Here is a 14,772-nt window from a genome sequence, read left to right as displayed (position 1 = left end):
GCCGCCATGCACCGGGCATGGCGGCCTTCGGGAAGAGCGGCGGGTTACGCGACCGTCCAGGTGTCCTTTCCGCGCAGCAGGCCCTGCAGGTCCGGCTTGCGGGCCGCGCGGGCCTCCTCGACCTGGGCGCGAGCACCGTCGTCGTACGTCGGGCGCTCGACCTGGCGGAGGATGCCCGTCGGGACGTGGTTGAGGTTCTGGTCGCCCAGGCGCGACAGCGCGAACGCGTAGGACGTGTCCGTGATCGACGGGTCGTGCACCACGATGTTGTCTTCGCCGATGTCGGCGACCTTGGCGACGTCCAGGCCGCCCCAGTCGCCGCGCTTGACGCCGAACTCCTGGTTCGGGCCGAAGCGGATCGGCTCGCCCGCGCGCAGCGGGATCAGCCGCGTGGCGGCCTCGTCGGCGTCCTTGAGGACGTCGAACGCGCCGTCGTTGAAGATCGGGCAGTTCTGGTAGATCTCGACCAGCGCCGAGCCGCGGTGCTGCGCCGCCGCCTGCAGGACCTCGGTCAGGCCCTTGCGGTCGGAGTCCAGCGCGCGCCCCACGAACGACGCTTCCGCGCCGATCGCCAGCGACAGCGGGTTGAACGGCGTGTCCACCGAACCCATCGGCGTGGACTTGGTGACCATGCCCTGCCCGGACGTCGGGGAGTACTGGCCCTTGGTCAGCCCGTAGATCCGGTTGTTGAACAGCAGGATCTTGATGTTCACGTTGCGGCGCAGCGCGTGGATCAGGTGGTTGCCGCCGATGGACAGCGCGTCGCCGTCACCGGTGACGACCCACACCGACAGGTCCGGGCGCGTGGTGGCCAGGCCGGTCGCGATCGACGGCGCGCGGCCGTGGATCGAGTGCATGCCGTAGGTGTTCAGGTAGTACGGGAACCGCGACGAGCAGCCGATGCCCGAGATGAACACGATGTTCTCGCGCTTGAGGCCGAGTGTCGGGAGGAACGACTGGACCGCGTTCAGCACGACGTAGTCGCCACAGCCGGGGCACCAGCGGACTTCCTGGTCGGACTTGTAGTCCTTGGCCTTCTGCGGCTCGTCGGTGGTGGGCACGAGGTCCAAGCCACCGAGGTTGGGTATCCCCAGATCGATCGCGGTCATCGTGCCGCCTCCGTCGTGACGCTGGTGATGATCTCCGAGAACAGGTTCTGCAGCTCTTCGGCCTTGAAGGGCAGCCCGGCGACCTTGGTGTGCGAGTGGACGTCGACCAGGTACTTCGCCCGCAGCAGCAGGGCCAGCTGCCCGAGGTTCATCTCCGGCACCACGACCTTGTCGTAGCTGCGCAGGATGTCGCCCAGGTTGGCCGGCAGCGGGTTGAGGTGGCGCAGGTGCGCCTGCGCGATCGGCAGGCCGAGCTTGCGCACGCGGCGGCAGGCCGCGCCGATCGGGCCGAACGAGCTGCCCCAGCCCAGCGCGAGCACGCGGGCCTTGCCGCCGCTCGGGTCGTCGACGACCAGGTCGGGGACGTCGATGCCGTCGATCTTCGCCTGCCGCAGCCGGACCATCTTGTCGTGGTTGTCCGGGTCGTAGGAGATGTGGCCGGTCCGGTCGGCCTTCTCCAGCCCGCCGATGCGGTGCTGCAGCCCCGGGGTGCCCGGGATGGCCCAGGCGCGGGCGAGGGTCTCGGGGTCGCGGACGTACGGCCAGAACTCGCCGGAGTCGTTGTCCGCGTTGGGTTCGGTGGCGAACTCGACACGCAGGTCCGGTAGCTCGTCGACGTCCGGGATCAGCCACGGCTCGGAGCCGTTCGCGATCGCGCCGTCCGAGAGCAGCAGCACCGGCGTGCGGTACTTCAGCGCGATCCGGGTGGCCTCGACGGCCGCGTCGAAGCAGTCCGCCGGCGACAGCGGCGCGATGATCGGGACCGGCGACTCGCCGTTGCGGCCGAACATCGCCTGCAGCAGGTCGGCCTGCTCGGTCTTGGTCGGCAGGCCGGTGGACGGGCCGCCGCGCTGGACGTCGATGACGACCAGCGGCAGCTCGACCATCACGCCGAGGCCGACGGCTTCCGACTTCAGCGCGACACCCGGCCCGGACGTCGAGGTGACGCCGAGCGCGCCGCCGTAGGAGGCGCCGAGCGCGGCGCCGATGCCGGCGATCTCGTCCTCGGCCTGGAAGGTGATGATGCCGAAGTTCTTGTGCTTGGACAGCTCGTGGAGGATGTCCGACGCCGGGGTGATCGGGTACGTGCCGAGCAGGATCTGCAGGCCGGAGCGCTGCCCGGCGGCCACGATCCCGTAGGCCAGCGCGGTGTTGCCGGTGATCTGCCGGTAGGTGCCCTGGGTCAGCTTCGCCGGGGCGACCTGGAACGTCGTCGCGAACGACTCGGTGGTTTCGCCGTAGTTCCAGCCCGCGCGGAAGGCGAGGATGTTCGCCTCGGCGATGTCCGGCTTCTTCGCGAACTTCTCGCGCAGGAACCGCTCGGTGCCCTCGGTCGGCCGGTGGTACATCCAGGACAGCAGGCCGAGCGCGAACATGTTCTTGCAGCGCTCGGCGTCCTTCTTGCCGAGGCCGGTGTCGGCGAGCGCGCCCTGGGTCAGCGTCGACATGGCGACCCGGTGCACCTGGTAGGGCGCGAGCGTGTCGTCGTCGAGCGGGTCGGTCGTGTAGCCGACCTTGGTCAGGTTGCGCTTGATGAACTCGTCGGTGTTGAGGATGATCGTGCCGCCGTGCGGGACGTCGCCGAGGTTCGCCTTGAGCGCGGCCGGGTTCATCGCCACCAGCACGTCCGGCCGGTCGCCGGGGGTGAGGATGTCGTAGTCGGCGAAGTGCACCTGGAAGCTGGAGACGCCGGGGATGGTGCCCTGCGGCGCGCGGATTTCGGCGGGGAAGTTGGGCATCGTCGACAGGTCGTTGCCGAACGCGGCGGCTTCGGAGGTGAAGCGGTCGCCGGTCAGCTGCATGCCGTCACCGGAGTCGCCCGCGAACCGGATGACCACCCGGTCCAGCTTGCTGACCTCGGTCGGCCTGGTTGCGGCGAGCGAGCCGTGGCCAGCGCCGTTGCCGTTCGCACTCGTGCTCATGGGTCAGGGATTCCCTCTCTCCCGACGGTACGGCTTCCGTTCGCCTGCCGGTGCCGCGGCTGCGTTCACCAGGTCTACTCCCGAGGTTAGCTCGCCCTCAACACCGATGTTGGTAGTGTCCCGGCTGTTGGTCGACCTCTTCGTTGCTTTCACTGTCTCTTCGCAGGTACGCCGGATACCTGTAACTGATGGTAACGGGTAGCGGCTGCGCGGCGTTGTGATGCGTGTCTCCCGGCAGAGTAGAGCGGCCCGCTCGAGTCACGGCCGAGAACGGATCCGGTCCCGGAGCTGGGAAAGCCGTTCGGCGAACTCCGGTGAGGCCAGCGAGGCCAGCTGCGGCCGGATCTCGACGTCGACGGCGTCGCTGTGCCCGGCCAGGCCCGCGGTGGTCCGGAGACTGCGCTTGGTGTCGATCAACGCCTGCCGCGGAGCGGAGACGGCGGGGTGAGCCAGCTCACGCGCGGCCGTCAGCAGTTCGTCATGGCCGCCGTCGACCACGCGCAGCGCGAGCCCGGCGCGCACCGCGCCTTCGGCATCGAGCGGCTGCCCGAACAAGGTCATCGCGGCGGCCTGCTGCGGGCCGGCGAGCCGCTGCGTCATCCAGGTCATCCCACCGCCGGGGTGCAGCCCGAGTTCGAGGAACCGGGCGACGAACTTCGCCCGCGGCCCGGCCAGCCGCACATCCGCGGCCAGAGCGAGGTTCAGCCCGGCCCCGACGGCGGCACCCCCGACGGCGGCGATGGTCGGCAGCTGACATCGAGCCACCGAGAGGAAGCCTTCGTAGATGGCGCGAAGGCCGGCTTCATCGGCTTCGGCGAGGGCATCGAGATCGGCACCGGCGCAGAAGGCGGGAGGAGTCCCGGTGACGACGACGGCGTGCACGGATTCGTCTCGCTCGGCGGCCTCGACGGCTTCTTTGAGCTGTGCGGAGAGGTCGAGGGTGAGCGCGTTGCGGCTGCCGGGAGCGTCGACGGTCAGCAGGGCGATACCGCCGGAGTGCTCGCTGGCGATGCGGTCGGTCATGTGTTCAGCGTGGCAGGCTGGGGGCATGGGGGAACTGATCGGGGTGCTGCTGGCCAACCTGCTGCCGATGATCGACATGACGGAGCTGTTCGGCGCCCGCCGGCGCCGGGCCCGGGCCGCCGCGTCGGCTCGCGGGGAGCGGGTCGAGTACCCGTGTGTGCTGCGGTCGGAGGAGCTGACGTCGGGGGCGGAGCGGCGCGGGTGGCTGGTGGTCGGCGACGGGCCGGTGCGGTGGCGGTGGTCGCGCGCGGAGCCGGTGGTGTTCGAGCCGGGGGAGCTGACGATGCAGGCGGTGGACCGGCAGGCGGTGACGTTCCATGCGGGGGGTGGGCGGACGGAGCTGCGACTGCATCCGGACGAGGCGGGGGCGGTGTTGCGGGCGCTGGGTGGGTGAGGCGGGGTCACCGGCGCCCGTGGTTGGGGTCGGGCCTTACGGCTTCCGGTGGTGGGTTGGGCTTCTGGCTCTGGTGACGGGGTCGGGCTTGCGGCTGCCGGTGGGAGGTTGAGCCTGCGGCTCCCGGTGGTGGGGTTGGGCTTTCGGCCCGGGTAACGGGGAGCGGGTCTGCGGGGCCCGGTGGTGGGTTGGGCTTTCGGCCCTGAATGAGGTCGGCCCTCCCGCTCCCCGTGGTTGGGTTGGGCCCGGGCCCCGGTATGGAGTCGGGCCCGCGGCTTCCAGCGGTGGGGTGGGGGGTCTGCGGCTTCCGTTGGCGGGTTGGCCTGCGGCTGCCGCCGGTGCGGTCGGCCTCCGGCCCCCGGTGACCATCGTATCGGCGAGGTCCGACGGTTTCGTGGTCTCCGCGGCTCGGGTCGCTGACTTATCCACAGTGCCGCTGACCTGTGCATAAGTGCCTTGCGCACGGTCGGAACCGTCGGTCCCGGCCGATAGGCTGGATACCGGGGGCCGGAGGCGTGCGTTGTCGTCGCCACAACTGGCCACAACTGCCACGAGCGCCCGAACCTCGACTGGCCGCCGACTCCTGGCCCTCGACCGCGGCACGGTCCCCGCCGCAGCAGCCGCCGACCCCGCAGAGCGGCCAGGGCCGCGCAGTCGAAGTGCGCCGGCCGGTCCGCCGCACTTCGCCCGCGTCCGAACGCCGGCCCAGTCCAGCGCATCCGCGCCCGAGCGGTTCCACAGTCGTCCGTGTCACCACCCACCAGCGGCCGAACAAGTCAGCCGTGCCGGGTCGGGCGGTAGGTCAGCACCTGCGTGTGCCCGTCGAACGTCCGCGCCTCGACCAGCTCGAGATCGAAGTCAGCCACCCCGTCGAACACCCGGTCCACCCCCGTCTCCCCGGAAAGCACCGGAAACACCGTCAGCTCGATGAAGTCCACCAGACCGGCGTTCAACAGCGCCCGGTTGAGCATCAGACTCCCGTGCGACCGCAGCGGCACCTCCGACGACGCCTTCAGCCGCCTGACCACCTCGACCGGATCGCCGGCCTCGATCGTCGTCCCCGGCCAGTCGAGCGGCTCGGTCAACCGCCGGGACAACACCGTCACCGGTGCGCCGAACATGCTTCTGATCCACTCGTCGCCCTCGAAGCCCGAGCCCAAGAACGGCGCGTTGGACGAATACGTCCGCGCCCCGAGCACCATGCGCAGCGGGCCGCGGTAAGCCGCCGCGCGGTGGGACAGGAACTCCGGCCCCTGCTTGCCCCAGTAGCCGCCCCAGTCGCCGTTGTGGTTGGCGAAGCCGTCGAGCGTCGAAAAGATGTCGAACGTGTAAGTCATCGGAGCTCCTCGAAGCGGTAAGCGGGTCTCACCTCCGCTACGAACGCCGCCGCCCCGATCCGACACCCTCACTGCTCCGGCGTCGGCGGGCGCTCCAGCAGCCGGGACAGCACCACCGTCGACACCGTCCGGTCCACGATCTCCAGCCCGCGCAGCCGCTCGAGCGCCGTCTCCAGGTGGTGGATGTCCGCCGCCCGGAGGTGGACGATCGCGTCGGCCGCGCCCGAGACCGTGTACGCCGCCACCACCTCCGGCAGCGGCTCCAGCCGGGCGCGGATCCGGGCCGGTGTGATGTTGCCCTGGCACGTGACCTCGACGAACGCCTCCGTTCCCCAGCCCAGCGCCTCCGGGTCGACCACCGCCGTGAAGCCACGCAGGATGCCCGTTTCCAGCAGCCGGTCGACCCTCCTCTTCACCGCCGGGGCCGACAGGCCGACCACCTTGCCGATCTCCGCGTAGCTGGAGCGCGCGTTCGCCACGAGACACGAAACGATTCGCTGGTCGATGGTGTTCACACGCAACATTTAGCACAGATGTGCGCAGCGAACAGCGATTGATTGCGAGATTAGGCGCCCCTTACCCTGCAATCATGCAGGCGATGCGCGTACCGACCACCCGTCGATACCTCATGTGCCCGCCGCGCTTCTTCGCGGTGGACTACGTGATCAACCCCTGGATGGACCCCACCCAGCCGGTCAGCGCCGACAAAGCCGTCGCTCAGTGGACCGAGCTGCGCGACACCTACCGCCGCCTCGGCCACACCGTCGAGGAGATCGAGCCCCAGCCCGGCCTGCCCGACATGGTCTTCGCCGCCAACTCCGGCACCGTCGTCGACGGCCGCGTGCTCGGCTCGCGGTTCCGCGCCCCGCAGCGCGCCGCCGAGGCCGAGCACTTCCGCCGCTGGTTCGTCGAACACGGCTACCGCGACATCACCATGCCCGAGAAGGTCAACGAGGCCGAGGGCGACTTCGCCTGGACCGGCTCCCTGCTGCTCGCCGGCACCGGCTTCCGCACCGACCCGGCCGCGCACGCCGAGGCCCAGGAGGTGCTCGGCGTCCCGGTCGTCTCGCTGCAGCTGGTCGACCCGCGCTACTACCACCTCGACACCGCGCTCTTCGTGCTCGCCGAGGCGACCGACACGACCCGCGCGCAGATCGTCTACTACCCGGACGCCTTCTCGGCCGGCTCCCGCCGCGTGCTGGAACGGCTCTTCCCCGACGCGGTGCTCGCCACCCGGGAAGACGCCGAGTGCTTCGGGCTCAACGGCGTGTCCGACGGCCGCAACGTCGTCCTCCCCGTCGAGGCCACCCGCCTGGGTGAACTTCTCGCCGCTCGTGGCTACGAGCCGGTCTACGTCGACATCTCCGAGCTGCGGAAAGCCGGTGGCGGCCCGAAGTGCTGCACGCTGGAAATCCGCAAAGGGTGAATAACGACAAAAACCTGTAACTCACCCGTTTGCCACCGCGATTAATCGAAGTAACAAATCGACTACTCACGGTGGCAGGGCGGTGGGAGAGGTGACGGTGATCCTCGCCGTGCACGGGGTGGGCAGGCCGGCGCGCCAGCTCGACCCCGGTGAAGACGAGCGCTGGCTGAGCGTCGAGCAGTTCGAGCGGGTCCTCGACGTGGCCGCGGAGCGTGACGACGTCCGCCTCACCTTCGACGACGGCAACGAGTCCGACGTCGAGATCGTGCTGCCGCGGCTGGCCGAGCGCGGCGTGACGGCGGAGTTCTTCCCGCTCGCCGGCCGGCTCGGGCAGCGCGGCTACCTCGACCGCGACGGGCTGCGCGAGCTCGTCCGGGCCGGGATGGAGATCGGCTCGCACGGCTGGGAGCCGCGCGACTGGCGGCGGCTCGACGACCGGCACGCCGACCGCGAGCTGAAGGACGCGCCGAAGCTGCTCGGCGAGCTGTGCGGCCGGCCGGTCAGGCGGTATTCGCTGCCGTTCGGCGCCTACGACCGGCGCGTGCTCGCTCGGCTGCGGCAGGCCGGCGCCACCCGCGTCTACTCCAGCGACGGCGGGGCGGCCCGCCGCGACGGCTGGCTGCAGGCGCGCACCGAACTCCCGCACGACCTCGACGGCGACTGGCTCGACGGCGTGCTCGCCGGTTCGCGGCGCCGGGCCGCGCACTGGACGAACCGGCTGTTCCGCCGCGCCGCCCGTTGAGTGCCGGGTCCCGGTTAGCGGGACATCCCGCTCACCGGTTCCGCGCGCCTCGGACCGGTGAGCAGCCTTTTCGTCAACTTCGGCCACCTGATGGGAAATTCCCGTACCCGAAGGTCTTGAACGCGCCCGCCTCCGCAGTGCATCCTGGTGCCCCGCCGCCGTAAGGAAAGTTTCCTAACTAAAGGGAGCACCACGAATGCGGAAACTGATCCTGCTCGCGACGCTCGCGCTGGCTGCGGCCGTGATGCCGTCCGCTCTCGCGTCCGCCTCGCCCGCCCCGGCCGCCCAGCCTGCCACCGCCGCGGCCGCCCCGACCGCGGCCGAGCTGCTCGCCAAGACCACCGGCTGCAAGCAGATCTCCAACGGCAAATACAAGACCGACGAAGACGTTTCGAGCAAAACGGTCGCCATCTGCGACGCCAACGGCGCGGTCTTCTGGAAAGCCGACATGGACATCGACTGCGACGGCCAGCGCACCTCGCAGTGCAACGAGAACACCGACTGCTGCTTCCAGGACGACACCGCGTTCCACCAGTCCGACGGCAAACCGCTCAACGCCGCGAAGCTGCCCTACATCGTCGTGCCGAGTTCCAGCAGCATCTGGAAGTACTCTTCCTCCGGCCTCAAGGGCGGCGGCTCGTGCGCGGTGATCTACAACGGCAAGGTCGAGTACACGGTCATCGGTGACACCGGGCCGTCGCAGATCATCGGCGAAGCCTCCTACGCCACGGCGAAGGACCTCGGCATCAACCCGGACCCGTCCAACGGCGGCACCGACTCCGGCGTGACGTACATCTGCTTCAAGAACTCGACCGTCTCGCCGATCGAGAACCACGCCAATGCGATCAGCAAGGGCCAAAGCCTCGCCACCACCTTCGTGAACAACAACTGACACCAATTCACGATCCGGCGGCGAACCGTGGCCGACACCCACGGTTCGCCGCCGGATCGAGACGCAGTTCTCACCCGAAACCCTTGCGTCTCACCGCAGTCTCACGCCGTCCCCCGTTCGCCGTCCCCGCGGTAACGATCCAGGGGTGCCCGCCGACCAACTTGAGGGTCGCGCGGAATAGCGGAGGTTTTGGCGTGAAGATCAGTGTCTTCGGGCTCGGTTACGTCGGCTGTGTCTCCGCCGCGTGCCTGGCGGGGCAGGGACACCGGGTGGTCGGCGTGGACGTCAACCCGGTGAAGATCGACCTGATCACCCAGGGCAACGCCCCGGTGGTCGAGGAGCGGATCGGCGAGCTGACCGCCGAGGTGGTCGCGAGCGGCGCGCTGAGAGCCACCACCGACGTCGCGGAAGCCGTCGCGGACAGCGAGATCTCGCTGGTCTGCGTCGGGACGCCGTCGGCACCGAACGGCAGCCTGTCCACGGTCTACCTCGAGCGCGTGGCCGAGGAGATCGGCGAGGCGCTCGGGAAGAAGAGCGAGCGGCACACCGTCGTCTTCCGCAGCACCATGCTGCCCGGCACCTGCCTCGACCTGCTGGTCCCGATCCTGGAGAAGGCCTCGGGCCGCACCGCCGGCGTCGACTTCGGGGTCGCGGTGAACCCCGAGTTCCTGCGCGAGGGCACCAGCGTCCGCGACTTCTTCGACCCGCCGAAGACGGTCATCGGCGAGATCGACACCGCGAGCGGGGACGCCGTCGCCGGGCTGTACGAGGGGCTGCCCGGCCCGGTGTTCCGCGTGCCGATCCCGGTCGCGGAGATGACGAAGTACGCCGACAACTCCTTCCACGGCCTGAAAATCGGCTTCGCGAACGAGCTCGGCGCCGTCTGCCGCGCGCTGGGCCTCGACTCGCACCAGGTGATCGACGTCTTCCTCGCCGACACCAAGCTCAACATCAGCCCCGCCTACCTGAAACCCGGCTTCGCCTTCGGCGGCTCGTGCCTGCCGAAGGACCTGCGCGGGCTGGTCTACGCCGCCCACCGGGCGGACGTCAGCGTGCCGATCCTGTCGCACGTGCTCGCGTCGAACGACGAGCACCTGCAGCGCGCGTTCGACCTGGTCGCCCGCACCGGCAAGCGGAAGGTCGGGCTGTTCGGCCTGTCGTTCAAGCCCGGCACCGACGACCTGCGCGAGTCGCCGCTGGTCGAGCTGGCCGAGCGGCTGCTCGGCAAGGGCTACGACCTGAAGATCTACGACGCCAACGTCAGCCTCTCGCGGCTGATGGGCGCCAACCGCGAGTACATCGAGAGCCGGCTGCCGCACCTCGGCCAGCTGCTCGCCGGGTCCGTCGACGAGGTCGTGAACCACGCCGAGGTCCTGCTCGTGGGAACCAAGGACCCCGACGTGCTGGCGGCCCTGCCGCACGGCCGGGAGATCGTCGACCTCGTCCGCCTGCCCGACGCCGCCGAGCGTCGCCTTGAAGAGGGATACGCCGGCCTTGCCTGGTAAAGCGCTCATCCTCGTCGAAAATCTTTCCGTCCCCTTCGACCGGCGCGTGTGGCAGGAGTCCACGACCCTGCGCGACGCCGGGTGGGAAGTCCACGTGATCTGCCCGCAGGGCACGAAACGCGACACCGAGGCCGAAGCCGTCGTCGACGGCGTCCACATCCACCGCTACCCGCTCAAGGCGGCGACCGGCGGCCCGGCCGGCTACCTGCAGGAGTACGGCAGCGCGCTGTGGCACACGCTCCGGCTGGCCCGCGAGGTCGGGCCGGTCGACGTCGTGCACGCCTGCAACCCGCCGGACCTGCTGTACCTGGTCGCGAAGTACCTGAAGCGCTCCGGCGCGAAGTTCATCTTCGACCAGCACGACCTGTGCCCCGAGCTGTACCTGTCGCGGTTCGACCGCGGGCAGGACCTGCTCTACCGCGGCGTGTGCGCGCTCGAACGCGCCACCTACCGCTCCGCCGACGTCGTCATCTCGACGAACGAGAGCTACAAGCAGGTCGCCCGGATCCGCGGCGGCAAGAAGCCCGAGGACGTCTTCGTGGTGCGCAGCGCCCCGGTCGTCGAGCGGTTCCACGAGGTGCCTGCCGAACCCGAGCTGAAGAAGGGCAAGCCGTATCTGCTCGCCTACCTCGGCGTGATGGGCCCGCAGGACGGCGTCGACTACGCCCTGCGCGCGCTGGCGAAGCTGCGTGACGAGGTCGGCCGCACCGACTGGCACGCGGTGTTCGTCGGCTCCGGCGACGCCTTCGACGACATGGTCGCCCTCTCGGCGAAGCTCGGGCTGGCCAACCAGGTCGAGTTCACCGGCCGGATCTCCGACGAGGACCTGGTCCGCTACCTGTCCACCGCCGACGTCTGCCTGTCGCCGGACCCGCTGAACCCGCTCAACGACGTCTCCACGATGAACAAGGTCATGGAGTACATGGCGATGAGCAAGCCGATCGTCTCGTTCGAGCTGCGGGAAGCGCGGGTGTCCGCGGGGGAAGCGGCCGTCTACGCCCCGGCGAACGACGAGTCGGCGTTCGCGAAGCTCGTCGCCCAGCTGCTCGACGACCCGGAAGAGCGGGTCAGGATGGGTAAACTCGGCCAGGCCAGGGTGGCGGGTCCGCTCTCCTGGGAGAACTCCGCGAAGTCCCTTCTTGCCGCGTATGAGCACGCTGTGAAGTCCTGATCGCCGTTCGGTCAAGAACTCACCGGACTTGTAACCAATGCTCCCGGTCCGACGACGGTTGGGGTAACCGGCCGATCAACTGAACCCGTTCGGCGTACCCGGCTCAGGAATGGAGACCCCACCGTTGACTGACGACACGGTGCGCCTGGCCCTGGTCGGGCAGGTCCTGCGACGGCGGTGGCGGCTGCTGGCCGCCCTCGCCGTCCTGGGCGCGCTGGTCGGCGCCGGAGCGTCGATCCTGTTCTCACCCGGCTACAAGACGACCTCGGGTGTGCTGCTCCAGGGCCCGCGCCAGGCCGACGAGCTGCTCACCCAGGCCGAGATCGCGACCTCGTCGGTCGTCCTCGACCGCACCGCCGCGATGCTGCCGTGGCACCCCAGCGGCGCCGACCTGAAGAAGCAGGTCAGCGCGGCCGTGGCGCAGAGCAACGTCGTGACGATCACCGTCGCCGCCGACACCGCCGAGCACGCACAGCAGCTCGCCGACCAGGTCGCCCAGCAGTACGTCAAGTACTCGACGCAGCTGGCCACCAACTCCGCCGACGCCTCGGTGCAGCTGGCCCAGGAGCAGCGCGAGTCGCTGCGCGAGCAGGTCAAGCTCACCACGGACAAGATCAGCGACCTCGCCAAGAACGTCGGCGGCGGCCTGACCGTGGAAAGCGTGCAGGTCCGCACCCAGCTCGAAGGCCTGAGGACGTCGCTGGAGCAGGCGATCAACGACCTGAACCAGGCCGACCTGGCCAGCGGCATCGGCAACACCGTGGTGCTCGGGCCCGCCCAGCGCCCGACGTCGCCTGCCGCGCCGACGATGACGCACTTCGTCGTCGGTGGCGCGGTGCTGTTCTTCCTGGTCGGCGTGTTCGGCCACCTGTTCACCGCCCGCACCGACCGGCGGCTGCGCGGGGAACCGCAGATCGCCTCCGCGCTCGGCGCGCCGATCCTGGCCGGCGTCGACGTCACCACCCCGCAGGGCGACCGCCTCCCGGCCACCGGCTTCTTCGGCAAGGTGCGGCACCTGCTCGGCGGGGACCGGCCGTGGCTGCTGCCGCCGGTCGCGACCTCGGCCGACGAGGTCAACCGCGACATCCGCTACCGCCGGGTGCTGGCCCGGCTGGCCACCGGCCCCGCCGACGTCCTGCTGCTGGTGGCCGACGACGACCGGACCGGCCGCCTGGCCGCCGGCCAGCTCGCCGAGCTGGCCGACCGGCTGTCGCTGCCGCTGCGGATCTTCGAGTTCTCGCCCGACCGGCCGACGGTGCCGGACGCCACCGCGAGCTCCGGCGTCCTGGTCGTGCTCGGCGCCGGCACGCGCACCGCCTGGCAGCTCGTCCGGCTCGCCGAAGCGTGCGCCGACGCCGGCCAGGAGGTCGTCGGCGCCGTCCTCACCCACCCCGTCCGGCCGAACGAGCCGGAGAAACCCGGACCCGCGGCGGAAGCCCCCGAGAAAGCCCTGGCAGGTTCGGCGTGACGACAACCCCCGAAACCCCCGCGGCGCCGCTGGTCGATCTCCAGCGCCTGTTCGTCGCGATCCGCCGCCGCAAGCGGTTCTGGCTGGCCACCGCGCTGCTCGGGCTGATCGTCGGGGCGGTGCTCGCGGTCGTGCTGCCCGCTCCGCCGACCGCGGTCGCCAAGGTCATCGTGGTCCACCAGGACGACTCGCCGACCGACAGCGGCACGCTGATGCGCACCGACGTCGCGGTGCTGCAGACGACCCAGATCGCCGCGGCGGCGCTGAAGAAGCTGGGCAGCACCGACTCGCCCGACGACTTCATGAAGAACTACGCGGGGCTCGGGCTGACGAACAACGTCCTGCAGATCACCGTCAAGGCCAAGACCAACGAAGACGCCGTCGCGCGGGCGCAAGCGCTGGCCGAGACGTTCATCGCCGACCACGTCAAGCGCAGCCAGGCGGCCGCGGCCGCCCAGTCGCAGGCCATCCTCGACCAGCGCAAGAACGCCCAGGACGAACTGGGCAAGGTCGAGCAGCAGATCGTCGACGAGGAGGGCAAGGGCCGCCAGGCCAGCCAGCCCACCCTGGAAAGCCTGTACAGCCGCCGCGCCGCGCTCACCGCGCAGATCTCGGACTTCACCTCGCGGGCCCAGCAGGCCGGCATCGGCAGCCCGCAGGTCGCCGCGGGCACCCAGATCGTCGACGCCGCCCGCGTGCTGCCCAAGGCGTTCCTCAAGACCACCGCGACCAACGCCGGCATCGGGTTCGCGCTCGGCCTGGCCCTCGGGCTCGCGCTGGTCGCCATCGGCGCGGTTTCGCGCGACAAGCCGGTGCTGCGCCGGGAGATCTCGGCGCACCTCGGTGCGTCCGTCATCGCCCAGCTGCCGTCGAAGCCGCGCGGGCCCGCGCGGCTGTGGCGGCGCTCGCGCGCGGTCTCCGAACGCCGGCGCGTCGCGACGACGCTGGTCCGCCTGATCAAGCAGGACCCGCGCAGCGTGTCGCTGCTGGAGCTCGGCGCGCCGAAGGTCGCCGCCGCGCTCAGCCTGGACATCGTCGCGGAGCTGGCCACCGAGGGCGACGCGAGCGTCGTCGACGACCTGCCGGGCGAGGACGTCCGCAAACTGGTCACGGAGACCAAGAGCGACGTCTCCGTGGTCGGTGCCGTCGATCCCGCCGCAAAGCCGGAGGAACGCCGCGTCGGTGTCGGCACGGTGTCGCCGGGCACGGCGTGGACCGACCTGGAGCACCTCGGCAAGGAGACCGTGCTGGTCGTGAAGGCCGGGCACGCGAACACGCTGTGGCTGCACACCGTTGCGCGGCAGCTGGCCGACCAGGAGATCCCGGTCCTCGGCATCGTGCTGGTCGACCCGGATCCGCGCGACAAGTCCGACGGCACGCTCTGGGACGGCCTGCACACGGCCCTGCGCGGCCGCGGCCGCAAGGCGGCGGCGCCCGCCCCGGCCGAGCGCGAAGACCGCATGGACGAGCTGGTCGCCCGCGTCGCCGAGCGCGTCGCCCGCACCGAAGCGCCGACCCGGCGGTTCTCGCCGGTCCGGCCGGTGCTCCCGCCCGCGCTCACCACGCCGAGGCCGCCTGCCTCGCCGCTGCCGCCACCGGGCAGCGTCAGCGTTCCCGACCACCTGAACGCGCCGACGAAGAAATTCGCCCCGGTCAAGCCCCCGAAGCGGCCGACGCCGTTCAAGCGCGATCACGGTGAACCGAGCCACAAGGGCGATCTCGACGCCGACCTCGAACCCGAAAAGAGCGCGGAGGTCTCCTGACCCGCGCCGCGACCGAAGGG

13 protein-coding genes are annotated in these 14,772 nt (G+C 70.5%); 8 read left to right on the top strand and 5 right to left on the bottom strand.

Features of this window, described 5'->3' with window-relative positions; translation table 11 throughout:
* Positions 1-44: 44 nt before the first annotated feature.
* From ABZX11_RS07490 to ABZX11_RS07480, 3 genes are all read right to left on the bottom strand, one after another.
* On the bottom strand, positions 45-1,109 hold the full coding sequence (locus ABZX11_RS07490) for a 2-oxoacid:ferredoxin oxidoreductase subunit beta (RefSeq protein ID WP_176173375.1): 1,065 nt from the start codon (positions 1,107-1,109) through the stop codon (positions 45-47).
* A complete protein-coding gene (locus tag ABZX11_RS07485) occupies positions 1,106-3,031 on the bottom strand; it encodes a 2-oxoacid:acceptor oxidoreductase subunit alpha (protein WP_354910750.1) in 1,926 nt (641 codons plus the stop codon). Before ABZX11_RS07485 ends, ABZX11_RS07490 begins: the two co-directional genes overlap by 4 nt.
* A 258-nt stretch (positions 3,032-3,289) precedes the next feature.
* Positions 3,290-4,054, bottom strand: coding sequence for an enoyl-CoA hydratase (locus ABZX11_RS07480; RefSeq protein ID WP_354910748.1), 765 nt, complete (start codon positions 4,052-4,054; stop codon positions 3,290-3,292).
* 25 nt (positions 4,055-4,079) lie between these two features.
* On the opposite strand from ABZX11_RS07480, the gene ABZX11_RS07475 reads away from it, so the two are divergent.
* Positions 4,080-4,448: a hypothetical protein gene (locus ABZX11_RS07475; protein WP_354910745.1), complete on the top strand. Its 369-nt coding sequence runs from the start codon at positions 4,080-4,082 to the stop codon at positions 4,446-4,448.
* Positions 4,449-5,224: 776 nt separating this feature from the next.
* On the opposite strand, the gene ABZX11_RS07470 is transcribed toward ABZX11_RS07475, so the two are convergent.
* Both ABZX11_RS07470 and ABZX11_RS07465 read right to left on the bottom strand, forming a co-directional pair.
* The gene (locus ABZX11_RS07470) at positions 5,225-5,785 is read right to left on the bottom strand and encodes a dihydrofolate reductase family protein (RefSeq protein ID WP_354910742.1); all 561 of its coding nucleotides are present in this window, start codon (positions 5,783-5,785) and stop codon (positions 5,225-5,227) included.
* Between the two features lie 68 nt (positions 5,786-5,853).
* A complete protein-coding gene (locus ABZX11_RS07465; RefSeq protein WP_033261465.1) occupies positions 5,854-6,300 on the bottom strand; it encodes an Lrp/AsnC family transcriptional regulator in 447 nt (148 codons plus the stop codon).
* A 74-nt stretch (positions 6,301-6,374) separates the two neighbouring features.
* Between ABZX11_RS07465 and ddaH the strand changes: the two genes are divergently transcribed.
* From ddaH to ABZX11_RS07430, 7 genes are all read left to right on the top strand, one after another.
* Positions 6,375-7,211 carry a dimethylargininase gene (ddaH, locus tag ABZX11_RS07460; protein ID WP_254897014.1) on the top strand — a complete coding sequence of 279 codons (837 nt, stop codon included), beginning with the start codon at positions 6,375-6,377 and terminating at the stop codon, positions 7,209-7,211.
* A gap of 82 nt (positions 7,212-7,293) precedes the next feature.
* Positions 7,294-7,953, top strand: a complete 660-nt coding sequence (locus tag ABZX11_RS07455; RefSeq protein ID WP_354910739.1) for a polysaccharide deacetylase family protein — start codon at positions 7,294-7,296, stop codon at positions 7,951-7,953.
* A gap of 196 nt (positions 7,954-8,149) precedes the next feature.
* The gene (locus tag ABZX11_RS07450; RefSeq protein WP_176173369.1) at positions 8,150-8,845 is read left to right on the top strand and encodes a glycoside hydrolase family 75 protein; all 696 of its coding nucleotides are present in this window, start codon (positions 8,150-8,152) and stop codon (positions 8,843-8,845) included.
* Positions 8,846-9,039: 194 nt separating this feature from the next.
* A complete protein-coding gene (locus tag ABZX11_RS07445) occupies positions 9,040-10,350 on the top strand; it encodes a nucleotide sugar dehydrogenase (RefSeq protein WP_176173368.1) in 1,311 nt (436 codons plus the stop codon).
* Positions 10,340-11,521 carry a glycosyltransferase family 4 protein gene (locus ABZX11_RS07440; RefSeq protein WP_354910735.1) on the top strand — a complete coding sequence of 394 codons (1,182 nt, stop codon included), beginning with the start codon at positions 10,340-10,342 and terminating at the stop codon, positions 11,519-11,521. The genes ABZX11_RS07445 and ABZX11_RS07440 overlap by 11 nt, the downstream gene beginning before the upstream one ends.
* Positions 11,522-11,630: 109 nt before the next feature.
* Positions 11,631-12,989 carry an exopolysaccharide biosynthesis protein gene (locus ABZX11_RS07435; protein ID WP_176173366.1) on the top strand — a complete coding sequence of 453 codons (1,359 nt, stop codon included), beginning with the start codon at positions 11,631-11,633 and terminating at the stop codon, positions 12,987-12,989.
* Positions 12,986-14,752, top strand: a complete 1,767-nt coding sequence (locus tag ABZX11_RS07430; protein ID WP_354910732.1) for a Wzz/FepE/Etk N-terminal domain-containing protein — start codon at positions 12,986-12,988, stop codon at positions 14,750-14,752. Before ABZX11_RS07435 ends, ABZX11_RS07430 begins: the two co-directional genes overlap by 4 nt.
* Positions 14,753-14,772: the final 20 nt, after the last annotated feature.

Source organism: Amycolatopsis sp. NPDC004169, from assembly GCF_040610315.1.
In the GTDB taxonomy this organism is placed as follows: domain Bacteria; phylum Actinomycetota; class Actinomycetes; order Mycobacteriales; family Pseudonocardiaceae; genus Amycolatopsis.
Note: the sequence above shows the minus strand (reverse complement) of the source record. Positions and strands in the feature narration are given on the sequence as shown.